Annotated in this window: 15 protein-coding genes; 6 read left to right on the top strand and 9 right to left on the bottom strand. The window is 71.8% G+C overall.

The window, feature by feature from the left end; genetic code table 11:
* The first annotated feature begins 83 nt into the window (after nt 1-83).
* Nucleotides 84-380: a DUF6332 family protein gene (locus tag LWJ43_RS30230; protein ID WP_277335345.1), complete on the top strand. Its 297-nt coding sequence runs from the start codon at nt 84-86 to the stop codon at nt 378-380.
* A gap of 343 nt (nt 381-723) precedes the next feature.
* On the opposite strand, the gene LWJ43_RS30225 is transcribed toward LWJ43_RS30230, so the two are convergent.
* Nucleotides 724-1434, bottom strand: coding sequence for a TetR/AcrR family transcriptional regulator (locus LWJ43_RS30225; RefSeq protein WP_277335344.1), 711 nt, complete (start codon nt 1432-1434; stop codon nt 724-726).
* Between the two features lie 126 nt (nt 1435-1560).
* On the opposite strand from LWJ43_RS30225, the gene LWJ43_RS30220 reads away from it, so the two are divergent.
* Nucleotides 1561-2016, top strand: coding sequence for a nitroreductase family deazaflavin-dependent oxidoreductase (locus LWJ43_RS30220; RefSeq protein ID WP_277335343.1), 456 nt, complete (start codon nt 1561-1563; stop codon nt 2014-2016).
* Here LWJ43_RS30220 and LWJ43_RS30215 read toward each other — a convergent pair.
* Nucleotides 2000-3265: a geranylgeranyl reductase family protein gene (locus tag LWJ43_RS30215; RefSeq protein ID WP_277335342.1), complete on the bottom strand. Its 1266-nt coding sequence runs from the start codon at nt 3263-3265 to the stop codon at nt 2000-2002. The two genes, LWJ43_RS30220 and LWJ43_RS30215, sit on opposite strands and share 17 nt — an antisense overlap.
* Nucleotides 3266-3459: 194 nt before the next feature.
* On the opposite strand from LWJ43_RS30215, the gene LWJ43_RS30210 reads away from it, so the two are divergent.
* From LWJ43_RS30210 to LWJ43_RS30200, 3 genes are all read left to right on the top strand, one after another.
* Nucleotides 3460-4824, top strand: a complete 1365-nt coding sequence (locus tag LWJ43_RS30210; protein ID WP_277335341.1) for a dipeptidase — start codon at nt 3460-3462, stop codon at nt 4822-4824.
* 92 nt (nt 4825-4916) lie between these two features.
* Complete coding sequence (locus LWJ43_RS30205; protein ID WP_277335340.1) at nt 4917-5597, top strand: MBL fold metallo-hydrolase; 681 nt, start codon at nt 4917-4919, stop codon at nt 5595-5597.
* A 654-nt stretch (nt 5598-6251) separates the two neighbouring features.
* Nucleotides 6252-7193, top strand: coding sequence for an aminoglycoside phosphotransferase family protein (locus tag LWJ43_RS30200; RefSeq protein WP_277335339.1), 942 nt, complete (start codon nt 6252-6254; stop codon nt 7191-7193).
* 105 nt (nt 7194-7298) lie between these two features.
* Here LWJ43_RS30200 and LWJ43_RS30195 read toward each other — a convergent pair whose 3' ends face one another.
* Nucleotides 7299-8342: an NUDIX hydrolase gene (locus tag LWJ43_RS30195; RefSeq protein WP_277335338.1), complete on the bottom strand. Its 1044-nt coding sequence runs from the start codon at nt 8340-8342 to the stop codon at nt 7299-7301.
* A gap of 155 nt (nt 8343-8497) precedes the next feature.
* Nucleotides 8498-9466, bottom strand: coding sequence for an ROK family protein (locus tag LWJ43_RS30190; RefSeq protein WP_277335337.1), 969 nt, complete (start codon nt 9464-9466; stop codon nt 8498-8500).
* A gap of 184 nt (nt 9467-9650) precedes the next feature.
* On the opposite strand from LWJ43_RS30190, the gene LWJ43_RS30185 reads away from it, so the two are divergent.
* Entirely contained in the window at nt 9651-10679 is a 1029-nt protein-coding gene (locus LWJ43_RS30185) for a LacI family DNA-binding transcriptional regulator (protein WP_277335336.1), read from the top strand.
* A gap of 4 nt (nt 10680-10683) precedes the next feature.
* On the opposite strand, the gene LWJ43_RS30180 is transcribed toward LWJ43_RS30185, so the two are convergent.
* The 5 genes from LWJ43_RS30180 to LWJ43_RS30160 all read right to left on the bottom strand — a co-directional run bounded on the left by LWJ43_RS30180 (nt 10684) and on the right by LWJ43_RS30160 (nt 15191).
* Nucleotides 10684-11982: a DUF6986 family protein gene (locus tag LWJ43_RS30180; protein WP_277335335.1), complete on the bottom strand. Its 1299-nt coding sequence runs from the start codon at nt 11980-11982 to the stop codon at nt 10684-10686.
* 171 nt (nt 11983-12153) lie between these two features.
* Entirely contained in the window at nt 12154-13116 is a 963-nt protein-coding gene (locus LWJ43_RS30175; RefSeq protein WP_277335334.1) for an electron transfer flavoprotein subunit alpha/FixB family protein, read from the bottom strand.
* 58 nt (nt 13117-13174) lie between these two features.
* Complete coding sequence (locus LWJ43_RS30170; protein ID WP_277335333.1) at nt 13175-13960, bottom strand: electron transfer flavoprotein subunit beta/FixA family protein; 786 nt, start codon at nt 13958-13960, stop codon at nt 13175-13177.
* A gap of 201 nt (nt 13961-14161) precedes the next feature.
* Nucleotides 14162-14668, bottom strand: a complete 507-nt coding sequence (locus LWJ43_RS30165; RefSeq protein ID WP_277335332.1) for a flavin reductase family protein — start codon at nt 14666-14668, stop codon at nt 14162-14164.
* A 196-nt stretch (nt 14669-14864) separates the two neighbouring features.
* Nucleotides 14865-15191 (bottom strand): TlpA family protein disulfide reductase, encoded by a 327-nt coding sequence (locus LWJ43_RS30160; RefSeq protein ID WP_277335331.1) that lies wholly within the window; start codon nt 15189-15191, stop codon nt 14865-14867.
* Nucleotides 15192-15292 lie beyond the last annotated feature (101 nt).

The raw sequence follows: 15292 nt of genomic DNA, 5'->3' as shown, positions 1-15292 counted from the left end.
ACGACAGCGACGTGGAGGCCCCCGAGCGTCTCGACCGTGAAGGCGTCCTTGCCTAGGACCCTGCTCGCTGTGAAACTCCGGACATGTCACGACGCACGCAGGCTGAGCGGGACGCGATGACCGTCGAGATCGGCTACGCCTTCTTCAGCGGAGCCCTCGTGGCCGCGGCGACGTTCGCCGGGGTCTTTCTCCCTGCCATGCTCCTCGATCTGCCGAACGGGGCCGAAGGAGTCCTGCTCCGCGTCGGGGCCGTACTCGGAGCACTGGCCTTCGCCGTCCGGGTCGCCCATGTGCTGTGGCGGTTTCCCCGCACGGCAGAAGAGCGACGCCTGCCGTCCGTCCAGCCGAGCCGGCCGGGGCGGACCGGCCCCGGCTCGTAAGCCGGCACGACGAGTGGGGCCCCGCTCCTGGCTCCCGGCTCCCGGCTCCCGGCTCCCGGCTCCCGGCTCCCGGCTCCCGGCTCCCGGCTCCCGGCTCCCGGCTCGAACATCGCGCGGCTGACGTGGCGCCCTGACGGTGAGCGGGCTGACGGTGAGCCGGCGGGCGATCTCCGCGTCGGAGACCCCATGCCGACCAAGGCCATGACCTCCCGCTCCCGTCGGTCAGTTCGTCCGAGGCCGTCGTCGGCTCCGGCTCCTCGGAACGGGCCGCGAACTCGGCGCCCAGCCGACGGGTCATGACCACATTCATCAGCCGCCCGTGCGGCCGGCGGGTCGACCCAGGTCAGCGTGCGGGGCGGCCGTCGAGCAGGCCCACCGAGCGCCCGAGCTCGTGAACGGCGTGCCGGAAGAACTGTTCACGCGCCTCCACCACCCGCTCGAACTGGCCGAAGAGTTCGAAGGAGATCAGCCCGAAGAGCTGCGCCCACGCGGAGACCAGGGCCGTCACGACGGCGGGCGGAAGGCCGGGGGCAAGATCGGCTGCCATACGCACGGCCTCGGGACGCAGTTCGGCGCTCAGCGGAGGGACGGCGAGACCTTCGGCGAGGTGGGCGTCGCGCACGAGACCGATGAAGACCTGGCCCACACGGGAGGCAGGGCCGACGGTGTCCAGCGGAGCGGTGTATCCGGGGACGGGCGAGCCGTAGATCAGCGCGTACTCGTGAGGGTGAGCGAGGGCCCAGTCCCGGACCGCGCAGGCGACCGCCGTCCAGCGGGCGGGGTGGGGGCCCGTCGAACCGCCGGATGCCGTACGGGCCGACTCCGCGGCTTCGCCCACCGCGTCGTAGGCGTCGACGATGAGGGCCGTCAGCAGGTCGTCCCGGCTGGGGAAGTAGCGGTAGAGCGCGGAGGACACCATGCCGAGAGCCCGGGCCACGGCGCGCAGGGAGAGCTTCGCGGCACCCTCGGCCGCGAGCTGCTTCCTGGCCTCGTCCTTGATCGCCGCGGTGACTTCGACGCGGGCGCGTTCCCTGGCTCCTCGAATGGTGCTCATGGCCTCAGTCTGCCACGGGGCGGATCACCGCACACGAACGAGAGCACTGCTCTTGCTTTCGAGCACCGCACTCGTGCACACTGCTCTCAAGCGAGAGCAGTGCTCTCACAACGGCGGGAGCCACCCATGTCGCAGCAGCCCTACTACCTCCAGGCCGGCGCCCTCGCACAGCGTCTGAACGGCGTCATCGGCTGGCTCGCACGCCACGGCGTCAGCCTCCTCGGCTCCGCCGAGATGTCGGTGCGGGGCCGCAGAAGCGGCCGGATGCAGCGCGTCCCCGTGAACCCCCACCACCACGGCGGCGCGCAGTACCTGGTCTCCGCCCGCGGCCACTCCCAGTGGGTGCGCAACATGCGCGTGGCCGGAGGCGGAGAGCTCAAGGTGGGCCGGAAGGTCCACGCCTTCACCGCCACGGAGATCGCGGACGACGAGCAGAAGGCGCGGATCCTGCGCGCCTATCTGAAGCGCTGGGGCTGGGAGGTCAACCAGTACTTCCAGGGCGTCACGGTGAAGTCGACCGACGCCGAGCTCCTGGCCGCCTGCCCCGACCACCCGGTCTTCCGGATCACGGCCGGGAGCTGACCCGGTCCGCCCCCTGACGGTCCATCGCGTGCAGCGCGCGCTGGGCCAGCGGATGCGAGCGGACCAGCTCGGCCAGCGACGTCGTCCCCCGGGTGATTCCGGCGAAGGCGTTCCAGGCGGGGCGGAAGCCCGTCAGCACCGCGTGCAGGAGTCCGGGGCGCCGCTCGAAGAGCTTGAGCATGCGGCGTCCGACGCTCATCTCCACGCCCAGCCCTGCCTTGATCGCGAACGCGTAGTTGAGTGCCTGCCGCCGGGCGTCGACCGCGTCGTGCGACTCCGCGATCCGCACCGCCCACTCACCCGCGAGCCGCCCGGACCGCAGGGCGAAGGAGATCCCCTCCCTGGTCCAGGGCTCCAGCAGCCCGGCGGCGTCGCCGCAGACCACGACCCTTCCGCGGGAGAGCGGCGAGTCCTCACTGCGGCAGCGGGTCAGATGACCGGAGGAGATCGTCGGCTCGAAGCCCGCAAGGCCCAGCCGGCCGACGAAGTCCTCCAGGTACCGCTTGGTGCCCGCCCCGTCGCCGCGCGCCGAGATCACTCCGACGGTCAGTGTGTCGCCCTTGGGGAAGACCCAGCCGTAACTCCCGGGCATCGGACCCCAGTCGATGAGCACCCGGCCCGCCCAGTCCTCGGCGACCGTCTCGGGAACAGGGATCTCCGCCTCGAGTCCGAGGTCCACCTGGTCGAGCTTCACACCCACATGGGCCCCTATCCGGCCCGCGCTCCCGTCCGCGCCGACGACGGCGCGTGCGAGCACCGTCTCACCGCCGGCCAGCACCACGGCGACCGTGCGCCGGTCGGGCACCGCGGTGCCGTGCTGCTCGACCCGCGTCACCGCCACGCCCGTGCGCAGCTCGGCGCCCGCCTTCTGTGCCTCCTCCACCAGACCGGCGTCGAACTCCGGCCGGTTGATCAGCCCGAAGAGCATCCGCTTGGACTTGCGGGTGCGCGCCAGCTTCCCGTTGAGCGAGAAGGTGACCGCGTGGATCCGGTCCTTCAGGGGCAGTTCGAACCCGGGGGGCAGGGAATCCCGCGAGAACCCGATGATTCCGCCGCCGCATGTCTTGTAGCGCGGGATCTCCGCCTTCTCCAGCAACAGCACCCGGCGGCCTGCGACGGCCGCCGCATACGCCGCGGAAGCCCCGGCCGGACCCGCGCCGACCACGACGACGTCCCATACCGAGGACTCCTGCGGTACCGACGACGACTCATCCGGCTCACGTCCGGCGTCTGCGTTCTCGCTGCTCACGATGTGCTTCTGCTCCCGATCCGACCAGTGGCCCCAACTGCTCACGGCATCCTACGGCGCGCCGCGGCCGAACTCCGCTGTGGGAGGATCAGCCATGAATTCGTCGTACACGCAACGCCGCGACCACGGCGTCGCCCCCGGCCGCGTGCACAGCGCGCCATAGTCCTAACGTCGCACCCACGAGGAGCGTGCCCATGACCGCCCGTCCGATTTCCGAGACCGTCGCCTCGCTGATGCCCCGCGCGAAGACGGAGCTCGCCGAGCTGGTGGCCTTCCGGTCGGTGGCGGACCCCGCGCAGTTCCCCAGGAGCGAGTGCGAGGCGGCGGCCGGCTGGGTCGCCGACGCGCTGCGCGCCGAGGACTTCCAGGACGTCGCCCTGCTCGACACCCCCGACGGAACGCAGTCGGTGTACGGCTACCTGCCCGGTCCGGCCGGAGCTCCCACGGTCCTGCTCTACGCGCACTACGACGTGCAGCCTCCGCTGGACGAGTCCGCCTGGCTCTCCCCGCCGTTCGAGCTGACCGAGCGGGACGGCCGCTGGTTCGGCCGGGGTGCCGCGGACTGCAAGGGCGGCTTCATCATGCACCTGCTCGCGCTGCGCGCCCTCAAGGCGAACGGCGGCGTCCCGGTCTCCGTCAAGGTGATCGCGGAGGGCTCCGAGGAGCAGGGCACGGGCGGCCTCGAACGCTACGCCGAGGCACACCCGGAGCTGCTCGCCGCCGACACGATCGTCATCGGTGACACCGGCAACTTCCGTGTCGGGCTGCCCACCGTCACCGCCACGCTTCGGGGCATGACCATGCTGCGGGTGCGGCTGGACACCCTCGAGGGGAACCTGCACTCGGGGCAGTTCGGCGGCGCGGCCCCGGACGCGCTGGCCGCGATGATCCAGCTGCTGGCCTCCCTTCGCGCGGAGGACGGTACGACGACGGTCGACGGGCTCACGACCGACGCGGCGTGGGACGGGCTGCAGTACCCGGAGGGCGAGTTCCGCACGGACGCCAAGGTGCTCGACGGTGTGGAGCTGATCGGCACGGGGACGGTCGCCGACCGCGTCTGGGCGCGGCCCGCGGTCACCGTCATCGGCATCGACTGCCCGCCGGTCGTCGGAGCCACCCCGTCGCTGCAGGCGAGTGCCCGGGCCCAGATCAGCCTGCGCGTGCCGCCGGGCCAGGACGCGGCCGACGCCACGAAGTTGCTGACCGCCCACCTGGAGTCCCACACCCCCTGGGGAGCGCGGGTCTCCGTCGAACAGGTCGGCCAGGGGCAGCCCTTCCGCGCCGACATCACCAGTCCCGCCTACACCTCGATGGCCGAGGCCATGCGGCTGGCGTACCCGGGTGAGGAGATGCAGTCCTCCGGCATGGGCGGCTCCATCCCGCTGTGCAACACCCTGGCCGCCCTGTATCCGGAGGCGGAGATCCTGCTCATCGGGCTGAGCGAGCCCGAGGCGCAGATCCACGCCGTGAACGAGAGCGTCTCCCCCGCGGAGCTCGAGCGGCTCTCGGTCGCCGAGGCGCTGTTCCTGCGGAACTACGCGGAGTCCAAGACGGGCTGACACCTGCCGCGGACTCCGGCGTACGCGCTGAGCGAAGTCGCCCGGAGCAGATTTCCGGGCGACGGGCGGCGTGCCGTCCGTACGTTCACCGCATGGACAGCATCGAGGTACTCCCGCGGTTGCACATGTTCCGTTTCCCGATCGGCCAGGCCTACCTGTGGCGTGACGGCGCGGACCTGACCCTGGTCGACGCGGGGGATGTGAACGCGGCGGCAGCCGTCGAGGGCGGCATACGCGCTCTGGGGCTGGACCCGGCCGGGATCCGGCGGATCGTCCTCACCCACGGCCACCGCGACCACTACGGCGCCGCGCAGGAGCTCGCGGACAGGCACGGCGCCGACATCATGGTCCACCGCCTGGACGCACCCGTCGTCCGGGGCGAGGAACGCATGCCCGACCCCGTCCTGCACGACTGGGAACGGCCCCTGTACGACCACGCGCTGACGGTTCCCGAGGCGCCGCCCACCCGGGTCGACCGCGAACTGGCGGACGGCGACGAGCTTCCGTTCGGGGGCGGCGCCCGGGTGGTGCACACTCCGGGGCACACCCCGGGCTCCATCGGCGTTCATCTGCCACGCCACGACGTGCTGTTCACCGGGGACGCCGCCGCCGGGGTCGGCGGGGTGACGCCGGGGGTGTTCAACACCGACCACGCGCAGGCCGAGGAGTCCTTCCACCGCCTGACCGCACTGCGCCCCGCGGTGCTCTGCTTCGGCCACGGCGATCCACGCCGACGGAGACGCCACTCCTCCCCCGGGCTGAGCACGGCGTGACCCTGCCACGGCGCCCGGGACATGAGCGGCCGGCGGAAGTCCCTTCGGCCGGCATGCGCCAAGGCTGGTTTCCGGCCGGGTTCGACAGGCCTGGCCGGCATGTCGACGGCCGGAGTCGGCGCGGGGTGCAACCGCGAGCCCGGGGGCACCCTGCATTCCATGACCCGTGAGGGAAAGGCCTACTGCCACCTGACCGTGGAGGAGAACCCCTGCCTCTACGGCGATGCGGGCCCGGGGACTGCTCGCCTGGCCCAGGGGCGGCACCAAAGCCCTTCGGGGGATGTGGCCGGCGCAGTGGCAGATGGTTTCGCCGGAGCGTCGGGCGGAGCGGCAGCAGCTACCGCCGACCCGCTCCCGGAGGCACCCACGAAGCGTCGGCGGGGTTCTACGCCCTTTCCCGGAGTGCGGAACAGATGACGTCGGACGCTGTCAGCGGCTGAGGGCGGAAGAGGGCTGTCCCCTTCTCGCTCGCAGCAAAGGAAGGAAGTCGACATGCCTCATGTGGGATGGTTCGTGGAGCAACGGGCGGCCGTCAAGCGGTATCTCCAGTTCGGTGCCGTCTTCGCCGTCCGGATCCCGGCGTGTGCCCTCGTGATCTCCGAGTAGCACCTGCGGCCCGCCCGGGCCGTACTCGTAAGATGCGGTGCCCATGAGGTGCGCGGGAACCGCGTCGATCACCCGCGGGGGGACGTCTTGGAGGAGTTGGCCTGCGTCGCGCCGGAGATCAGGGACCGGCTCGTGGTTCGATTCGGCACCGATGTACTCGGCTGGTGTGACGGGTTGCCGGCTCTCGTCCGTGAACTCGCCGCTCGCTGGGATCTGGATCCTGTCGCGGCGGGTGGCGGAGGCACCTCGAGGGTGTTCCGCTGCGTGCGGCGGAACACCCTCGCCCCGGTCTGGCTGAAGCTCACACCGGAGCCCTTGATCGCCCGCGAGGAGGCCGAAGCCCTGCGAGTCTGGGCGGACAGACCGTCGGTCGTCACGCTACTGGCAGCGGATTTCGCCGCCGGGGCCCTGTTGCTGGAGAGCGTGGAACCTGGAGTGCCGGTGGGGCAGCTCGCCTGGGAACTGCCCGAAGTGGCGGCCCTGCTGCGAGACCTGCGGGTCTCGGCGCCTGGGCCGGGGAAGCATTCGGTACTGCGGCCGCTCTCGCACCGGATCAACTTCCTGTTCGACTTGACCGAGCGCAGGCTGGCGGCGGCCCGCGCGAACGGAGTGGTTGCTCCGACAGGACTCGGCCGGGCCCGGGCGGCGGCCCTCGGACTCGCGGCCACCGGGACCGCGGGGCTCGTGCACGGTGATCTCCATCCGGCCAACGTGCTGTCCGGACCGGGCGCCCGCATGGTGGCGATCGACCCGAGGCCGGCGTGGGGCGACCCGGACTTCGACGCTGTGGACTGGGTGCTTGAGGGGGCTTCAGGCCCAGCCGTGCTGGAGCAGAGGATCGAGGAGCTGGCGGCGCTGGTGCCTGGGCTGTCCCCTCGCCGTGTGCTGGACTGGTGCCGGGCCCTGGCCGCCCTCAACGCGGTTCCAGGACTGTGCGCGGGGCGGGACGACGCACAGACACGGTTCCTCATGACCCTGGCCGGCGGCTGACCCACTCGGTGGCCGTGGACGGATGGGCTCAGCCGTTGCCCGTGACAGGTGAGGACCGTGCCGGACCGGCCGGCGCGAGTCGGAGGTCCCGGTGCACCCCGAGCGCTACCGGCCGCCCACGGGCACCCCGGCCTCGAGGTTCAGCACGGTGGACCGCTCACGGGCCCGCAGCGCCCAGCGCAGCCGCTCGAAGCGCGTCGGCGGGAGCATCCCCGCCGCCTCCTCCTCGGTGACGAACCGCCAGCCGCGCAGCTCCGAACCCGGGAGCAGCAGCGTCGCGGCCTCGTCGCCGCGCAGACGTCCGCCGTCGAACAGGAAGCGAAGACCTCCGTACGCAGGTGGCTTCGGTGCCTCCCAGTCGACCACCAGGAGCTTGGGCACCGTGTCCAGGTGCAGCCCGATCTCCTCGGCGACCTCCCGTATCCCTGCCTGCGCCGGGGCCTCGCCGGGTTCCACCACGCCGCCGGGGAACTCCCAGCCGGGCTTGTAGGTGGGATCGACGAGGAGCACCCGGTCCTGTTCGTCGAAGAGCAGCACCCCCGACGCGACGGTCTCCGCCCGCGGTTCGGGAGTCTGCACGATGCCGCACTCCCTGGCCTCGCCGGTGCGCAGCGCCTCGGCGATCCGCTCGGCCGTCCCGTACGGGGTGAGGCCGCTGGTGTCGATCGTGTGGGCGTCCTGGGACATCCACCCGAGCGCCGCCCGGTAGGGCTCGATGTGCTCATAGGCCCACTGCCGGATCCGCTCGCTGTGCTCGGGATCGTCGGCGCGATCCTCACGTTCGGCGATCCGTCTGCGCAGGATCGTTTCCTCAGGTGAGAGCAGTACATGGCGCACCGGTATGCGCCGCGAGGCGAGTCCGCCGAATATCTCGTCGCGGTAGTCCTGTCTCAGCAGCGTCATCGGGACGACCAGCACCCCGGGGAGTTCGGCGAGAAGCGCCGCGGCGGTGTCGACCACGAGGCGCCGCCACATGGGCAGGTCCTGGAAGTCGGTCACTTCGGCGAGCTTCTTCTGGGGCAGCAGCCGGCGTAGTTCCCCGCCTGTCAGCCCGGGGTCGTACAAGGTGCTGTTCGGGATCAGATCGATCAGTTCGCACGCGGCGTCGGTCTTGCCCGCACTGAACGCACCGTTGATCCAGACGATCACGGTTCCCCCTCTTCCGTAGCCCCCTGTGGCTTGCCCGCAACACCCCGCTCCGGAAACCCGCAGGGGTCATGCGGTTGCGCCGGCGTGTCCGCCGGGGCGCTGATCGAGGAAGGGGGCGGTCGGGTGCGCTGCCGTGACGAGGGGGCGGGACCGCCCTACGGGGCGGCCACGGCTCGCACGCCGTTCGGGGCACCGGGACGGACCGTCGAGGCCGCGGCCGCCGCCCCGACCAGGCCCGCGTCGGCGCCCATCACCGCCGAGGTCACGGTGAGGCCCTGGACGAAGGAGAGCGTGGCGTAGTCGCGCAAGGACGCGCGCAGGGGTGCGAAGAGCACCTCGCCGGCGCCTGCGACTCCCCCGCCGATCACGGCGATGTCGATGTCGGCCAGGGTCGCGGTGGCTGCGATCCCGGCGGCGAGCGCCTGGGCGGCGCGCTCGAACGAGGCGGCTGCCACCGGGTCTCCCGCCCGCGCGGCGGCGGCCACCGCGGCTGCCGTGGTGTCGCCGTCCGGGCCGGGGCGCCAGCCGTTCTCCAGGGCCCGGCGTGCGATGTTGGGCCCGCTGGCGATCCGTTCGACACAGCCGCGCGCACCGCAGGGGCACGGGTCGCCGTCCAGGTCGACACTGATGTGACCGATGTGCCCGGCGTTGCCCGAGGGACCGGGGTGCAGCTTTCCGCCGAGCACGAGGCCTCCGCCGACACCGGTGGAGACGACCATGCACAGCGCGTTGTCGTAGCCGCGCGCGGCGCCGAGCCAGTGTTCGGCCGCGGTCATCGCGACCCCGTCACCGACGAGCGTGACCGGCAGGCCGCCGGTCGCCGAGGCCACTCGCGCCACCAGCGGGAAGCCGCGCCAGCCGGGGACGTTGACCGGGCTCACCGTGCCGGCCGAGGCGTCCACGGGCCCCGCGCTGCCGATGCCGACCGCACGCGCGCGATGCCACAGCGGCGAGGCGGTCAGCTCCGCCAGGACGTCGGCCACCGCGCTCATCACGGCCTCCGCGCCCTCACGTGCCGGCGTCGGCCGTTGCGCCCGCACGAGGAGGGAACCGCCGCCGTCCACCAACGCCCCGGCGATCTTGGTACCGCCGATGTCGAGCGCGGCGACGAGGTCGGTATGCATCGGCTTGGACACTCCGGAGGGGTGAGGCGCAGGACCTGCGACTTCAATCAGATGGCCCTCCTAGTCTCCATTCTCTTGACAACGTTGTCCAGGGCCTATGCTCGACGCCACAGCTACCGACCCCTCCCCGGCACCGACGGTGAGGGAGCGGAACAACCCGTTCCCGACGACAGGACAGCGCACCGTGGCCGAGACCGCCCGCCCTTCCGAGTCCCGCTACGGCAACAGGCCGACCATGAAGGACGTGGCGGCCCGCGCCGGAGTAGGCCTCAAGACGGTCTCACGCGTGGTGAACAGCGAGCCCGGCGTCACCCCCGACACCGAGCGCCGCGTCCAGGAGGCCATCGAGGCACTCGGCTTCCGCCGCAACGACAGCGCACGCGTCCTGCGCAAGGGCCGCACCGCGTCCATCGGCCTGGTACTGGAGGACCTCGCGGACCCCTTCTACGGCCCGTTGAGCCGAGCCGTGGAAGAGGTGGCGCGCGCCCACGGCGCGCTGCTCATCAACGGTTCCAGCGCCGAGGACCCGGAGCGCGAGCAGGAGCTCGTCCTCGCGCTCTGCGCCCGGCGGGTGGACGGCCTCATCGTCATCCCGGCCGGCGACGACCACCGCTATCTGGAGCCCGAGATGAAGGCGGGCATCGCCACCGTGTTCGTCGACCGTCCGGCGGGCCGGGTCGACGCGGACATGGTCCTCTCGGACAGCTACGGCGGAGCGCGCGCCGGCGTCGCTCACCTGGTCGCGCACGGCCACCGCAGGATCGGATTCATCGGGGACCAGCCGCGCATCCACACCGCCACGGAACGCCTGCGCGGGTACCACGCGGCCCTGACCGACGCCGGAATCACGGTCGAGGACCCCTGGGTATCCCTCGGCCCGACCGACCCGGCCCGGGTCAGGGCCGCCGCCGAAGCCATGCTGGCCGGCCCCGAGCCGGTGACGGCGCTCTTCGCGGGCAACAACCGGGTGACGGTGACCGCCGTCCGCGTGCTCGCCGAGTGCGACCGCCGGATCGCCCTGGTCGGGTTCGACGACATCGAGCTGGCCGACCTTCTCGGCATCACGGTCATCTCGCAGGACGCGGCCGCGGTCGGCCGCACCGCGGCGGAACACCTGTTCCGCCGCCTCGACGGCGCAGCTCACGCCCCCGCGAGGGTGGAGCTCCCGACCCGGCTCATCGCACGCGGATCCGGGGAGCTCCCGCCCGCGTGAGCGTCTACGGAGCCGTCACGGTCAGCCCGCCGCGGCGGGGGGAGGCGAAGCCGTCCAGGTCCGCGCGGGTCAGACCGGTGAGCGCCTCGACCTCCGCACCGTCCAGGGCACCGCAGTCGATGCCCCGGAGCAGATAGCCGCTGAGCGCCTTGGCGGTGGCGGGCTCGTCCATGACGTCCCCGCCGGCCCTGGCCACGTAGGCGGCGAGCCGGGACGCGGCCTGGCCGAGCCCCTCGCGGTAGAAGCAGTAGACGGCGGCGTAGCGGGTGGGCAGATGCCCCGGGTGCATGTCCCAGCCCTGGTAGTAGGCGCGGGCCAGGGCTCGGCGGGTGAGCCCGTGGTGCAGGCGCCAGGCGTCGTGGACCTGCTGGGTCGGGCCGACCGGGAGCACGTTCGTGGAGCCGTCGCAGACCCGCACGCCGGTGCCCGCGGCGGCCACCTGCATGACCGCCTTGGCATGGTCGGCCGCGGGGTGGTCACTGGCCTGGTAGGCGGGGCTGACGCCGACGCAGGCGCTGTAGTCGAAGGTCCCGTAGTGCAGGCCCGTCGCCCGGCCCCGGGCGGCGTCGATCATGCGGGCGACCGCCGCGGTGCCGTCCGCCGCCAGGATGGACTGGCTGGTCTCGATCTGGATCTCGAAGCCGAGCCGCCCGGAGGGGAGGCCGTGCGTGTCCTCGAAGGCTTCGAGCAGCCGCACGAAGGCGGTGACCTGTTCGGGGTATGTCACCTTGGGCAGCGTCAGGACGAGGCCCTCGGGCAGCCCGCCTGCCCGCATCAGCCCCGTGAGGAAGATGTCCGTGGTGCGGATGCCCCGGTCGCGCACGGCGACTTCCATGCACTTCATCCGGATGCCCATGTACGGAGCGGCGGTCCCGTCGGCGTACGCCTCGGCGACCAGCCGTGCGGCCCGGGCGGCCGCCTCGTCCTCCTCGGCGTCGGGGCGCGGCCCGTAGCCGTCCTCGAAGTCGATGCGCAGGTCCTCCACCGGCTCGCGCTCCAGCTTGGCGCGTACGCGGTCATGGACGGGCTCCGCCAGTTCCCGCGGGATCCCGAGCACGCCCGCGAGCGCGGAGGCGTCGGGTGCGTGTTCGTCGAGCGCCGCGAGCGCCTGGTCGCCCCAGGCGCGGAGAGTGGCCGGGGTGAAGGCGTCGGCGGGCACGTAGACGGTGTGGACGGGCTGGCGCGTCCCCGGGTCGCCCGGGTAGCGGCGGGCGAGTTCGGCGTCCACCGGCGCGAGGGAGGCACCGATCTCCGCACCGACCGTGCCGGCGAGGCTCGTTGCCACCTTCTCCTGCTGCCCCATGTCCATACCCTCCACGTCTTCAGCAATTCCACTTACCGGAATTTTTAATCCGCATGGTGAAGCTATAAGTCGCGCGGCTCCCGCGTCAATGGTGATCGGAAACAGCCCGGGGCCGCGCGGTGGGATCACCGCGCGGCCCCGGGCCGTCGTTCGGGCAGAGCTCCTGCCGGGTCAGCCCTTGCGGGACTTGACCTCGTCGGTGAGCTGCGGGACGACGGCGAAGAGGTCGCCGACGACGCCGTAGTCGACGAGGTCGAAGATCGGCGCCTCGGCGTCCTTGTTCACCGCGACGATGGTCTTCGAGGTCTGCATGCCGGCCCGGTGCTGGATCGCGCCCGAGATGCCCGAGGCGATGTACAGCTGCGGCGAGACCGACTTGCCGGTCTGACCGACCTGGTTGGTGTGCGGGTACCAGCCGGCGTCGACGGCGGCACGCGAGGCACCGACGGCCGCACCGAGCGAGTCGGCGAGCGCCTCGATGATCGCGAAGTTCTCCGCACCGTTCACGCCGCGGCCGCCGGAGACGACGATCGCGGCCTCGGTCAGCTCCGGACGCCCGGTCGACTCGCGCGGGGTGCGCGAGAGGACCTTGGTGCCGGTGGCCGTGGCGGAGAAGGAGACCGTGAGGGCCTCGACGGCTCCCGCGGCGGGCGCGGCCTCGACGGCGGCCGAGTTCGGCTTGACCGTGATGACCGGAGTGCCCTTGGAGACACGGGACTTGGTGGTGTACGAGGCGGCGAACGCGGACTGCGTGGCGACCGGACCCTGGTCACCGGCCTCCAGGTCCACGGCGTCGGTGATGATGCCGGAACCGATGCGGAGCGCGAGGCGGGACGCGATCTCCTTGGCCTCGGCCGAGGAGGGCAGCAGCACCGCGGACGGGGACACCGCGTCGTAGGCGGCCTGGAGCGCGTCGACCTTCGGCACGACGAGGTAGTCGGCGAACTCCGGGGCGTCGGCGGTCAGTACCTTGACCGCGCCGTGCTCGGCGAGCGCGGCGGCGGTGTCGGCGGCACCGTTGCCGAGAGCGACGGCGACCGGCTCGCCGATGCGGCGGGCGAGCGTCAGCAGCTCCAGGGTGGGCTTGCGGACGGCACCGTCCACGTGGTCGACATAGACGAGAACTTCAGCCATGGGACTTCAATCTCCTGCGTGCGAGGGAGTGCGGGGCGGTGGAGGGAACAGCCGGGGCTCAGATGAACTTCTGGCCCGCAAGGAACTCGGCCAGCTGCTTGCCGCCCTCGCCCTCGTCCTTGACGATCGTGCCCGCGGTACGGGCGGGACGCTCGGCCGCGGAGTCGACCGCGGTCCAGGATCCGCCCAGGCCGACCTCGTCCGCCTCGATCTCCAGGTCCTCGAGGTCCAGGGACTCGACCGGCTTCTTCTTGGCCGCCATGATGCCCTTGAACGACGGGTAACGGGCCTCGCCCGACTGGTCGGTCACGGAGACAACGGCCGGCAGGGACGCCTCGAGCTGCTCGCTCGCGGTGTCGCCGTCGCGACGGCCCTTGACCGTGCCGTCCTCGACCGAGACCTCGGAGAGCAGCGTGACCTGCGGGACGCCGAGACGCTCCGCGAGCAGCGCCGGGAGCACGCCCATGGTGCCGTCCGTCGACGCCATGCCACAGATGACCAGGTCGTAACCGGTCTTCTCGACGGCCTTGGCCAGCACCAGGGAGGTGCCGATGACGTCGGTGCCGTGCAGGTCGTCGTCCTCGACGTGGACGGCCTTGTCGGCACCCATCGACAGCGCCTTGCGCAGCGCGTCCTTGGCATCCTCGGGGCCCACCGTGAGCACGGTGATCTCCGCGTCGTCCGCCTCGTCGGCGATCTGCAGCGCCTGCTCGACCGCGTACTCGTCGAGCTCCGACAGCAGACCGTCGACGTCGTCACGGTCCAGGGTCAGGTCATCGGCGAAGTGCCGGTCGCCGGTGGCGTCGGGCACGTACTTCACACAGACAACGATCCTCAAGCTCACGCCGGCTCTCCTACTGCATCGTCATTTCTGGGCTGCCTTGTTGCACGCAGCATAGGCGCCTCATCGGGCGTTCTCCGGTCGGGACGACCGAGCTCCCGGTCGAATATTACTCGCCAGTACACCCAGTACGTTACCCATAAGCAAGCGCTTGGAACTGTGACGTAGCCAACGGGTCCGGTCCCGCTGCCGACTTGCTCGCCCTCAGTCTCGCAGAGCGGTGAAACGGCCTTGGTGGTAGACCAGCGGCCGGCCGCCCTCCAACGGATCACCGGTCACCACCTCGGCGATCACGATGCGGTGGTCCCCCGCCGGAATCCGGGCCACCACCCGGCAGACCAGCCACGCCACCACTCCACCGAGCAACGGCACACCCTCGGGACCGCTGCGCCAGTCGGTGGACGGTCCGAACCGGTCGGCGCCGCTGCGGGCGAACCTGGCGGCGAGCTCCTCCTGGTCCTCGCCGAGTATGTGCACGCCCACGTGCTCCGCCTCCTCGACCACGGGCCAGCTGGAGGACGAGGTGCCCACGCCGAAGGAGATGAGGGGCGGCTCGGCGGCGACGGAGTTGAGGGAGGTCGCGGTGAAACCGGCCGGACGCGCGCCCGCCGCGGTGATCACGGCGACACCGGCGGCGTGCTGCCTGAAGACGGAGCGGAGGAGATCGGGCGCAGCCGTCCGGGCGGTGCGGAGATCAGGTGAGACCGTCATCGAAAGGTCCTTCTGCGAGAGGCGTACGGGGTCCGCGGTTTCTTCAGACACCCGGACAGCGCGCACTCGCGTGGCGCACGAGGTCGACGTGCACCCGGCCGAAGAGAAGGAGTTCTGGCGGCATAACGTCAGACTGACGATGCGTGGCGTACACAGTCAAGCGCGTCCCGTCATGTGGGAGATGCGTCACGGTCCGTCACATCGCCTGCCCCAGTGCGGCGACGACATCCACCGTACGCGGCTGCCCCACCGCCCTGCGGACGATGCGGCCCTCCGCGTCGAGCACCAGGACCGTGGGGGTCCGGCTGACCCCGAGGCGGCGCACGAGCGTGAGATGCGCCTCGGCGTCGATCTCGATGTGGGCGACACCCTCCACCATCCCGGCCACCTCCGCGAGAGTGCGCCTGGTGGCGCGGCACGGCTGGCAGAACGCGCTGGAGAACTGCACCAGAGTGGCCCGATCCCCCAACTCCGCGCCGAGTTGGGCCGCGCTCAGCGTGCCACCGGTCGTCCGCCCGTCCATCCCGTCCTCCCTCTCGGAGCCCTGCGCAAGGGGTCAGCGTCCTGCGGCCTCATTACATTCCCGGAGGATTCACGTGACGAGAATCTCTCGCCCCGGGCCCT

It is taken from the genome of Streptomyces sp. JH34, assembly GCF_029428875.1.
GTDB lineage: Bacteria > Actinomycetota > Actinomycetes > Streptomycetales > Streptomycetaceae > Streptomyces.
This window is presented reverse-complemented; position numbering and strand designations above follow the sequence as displayed.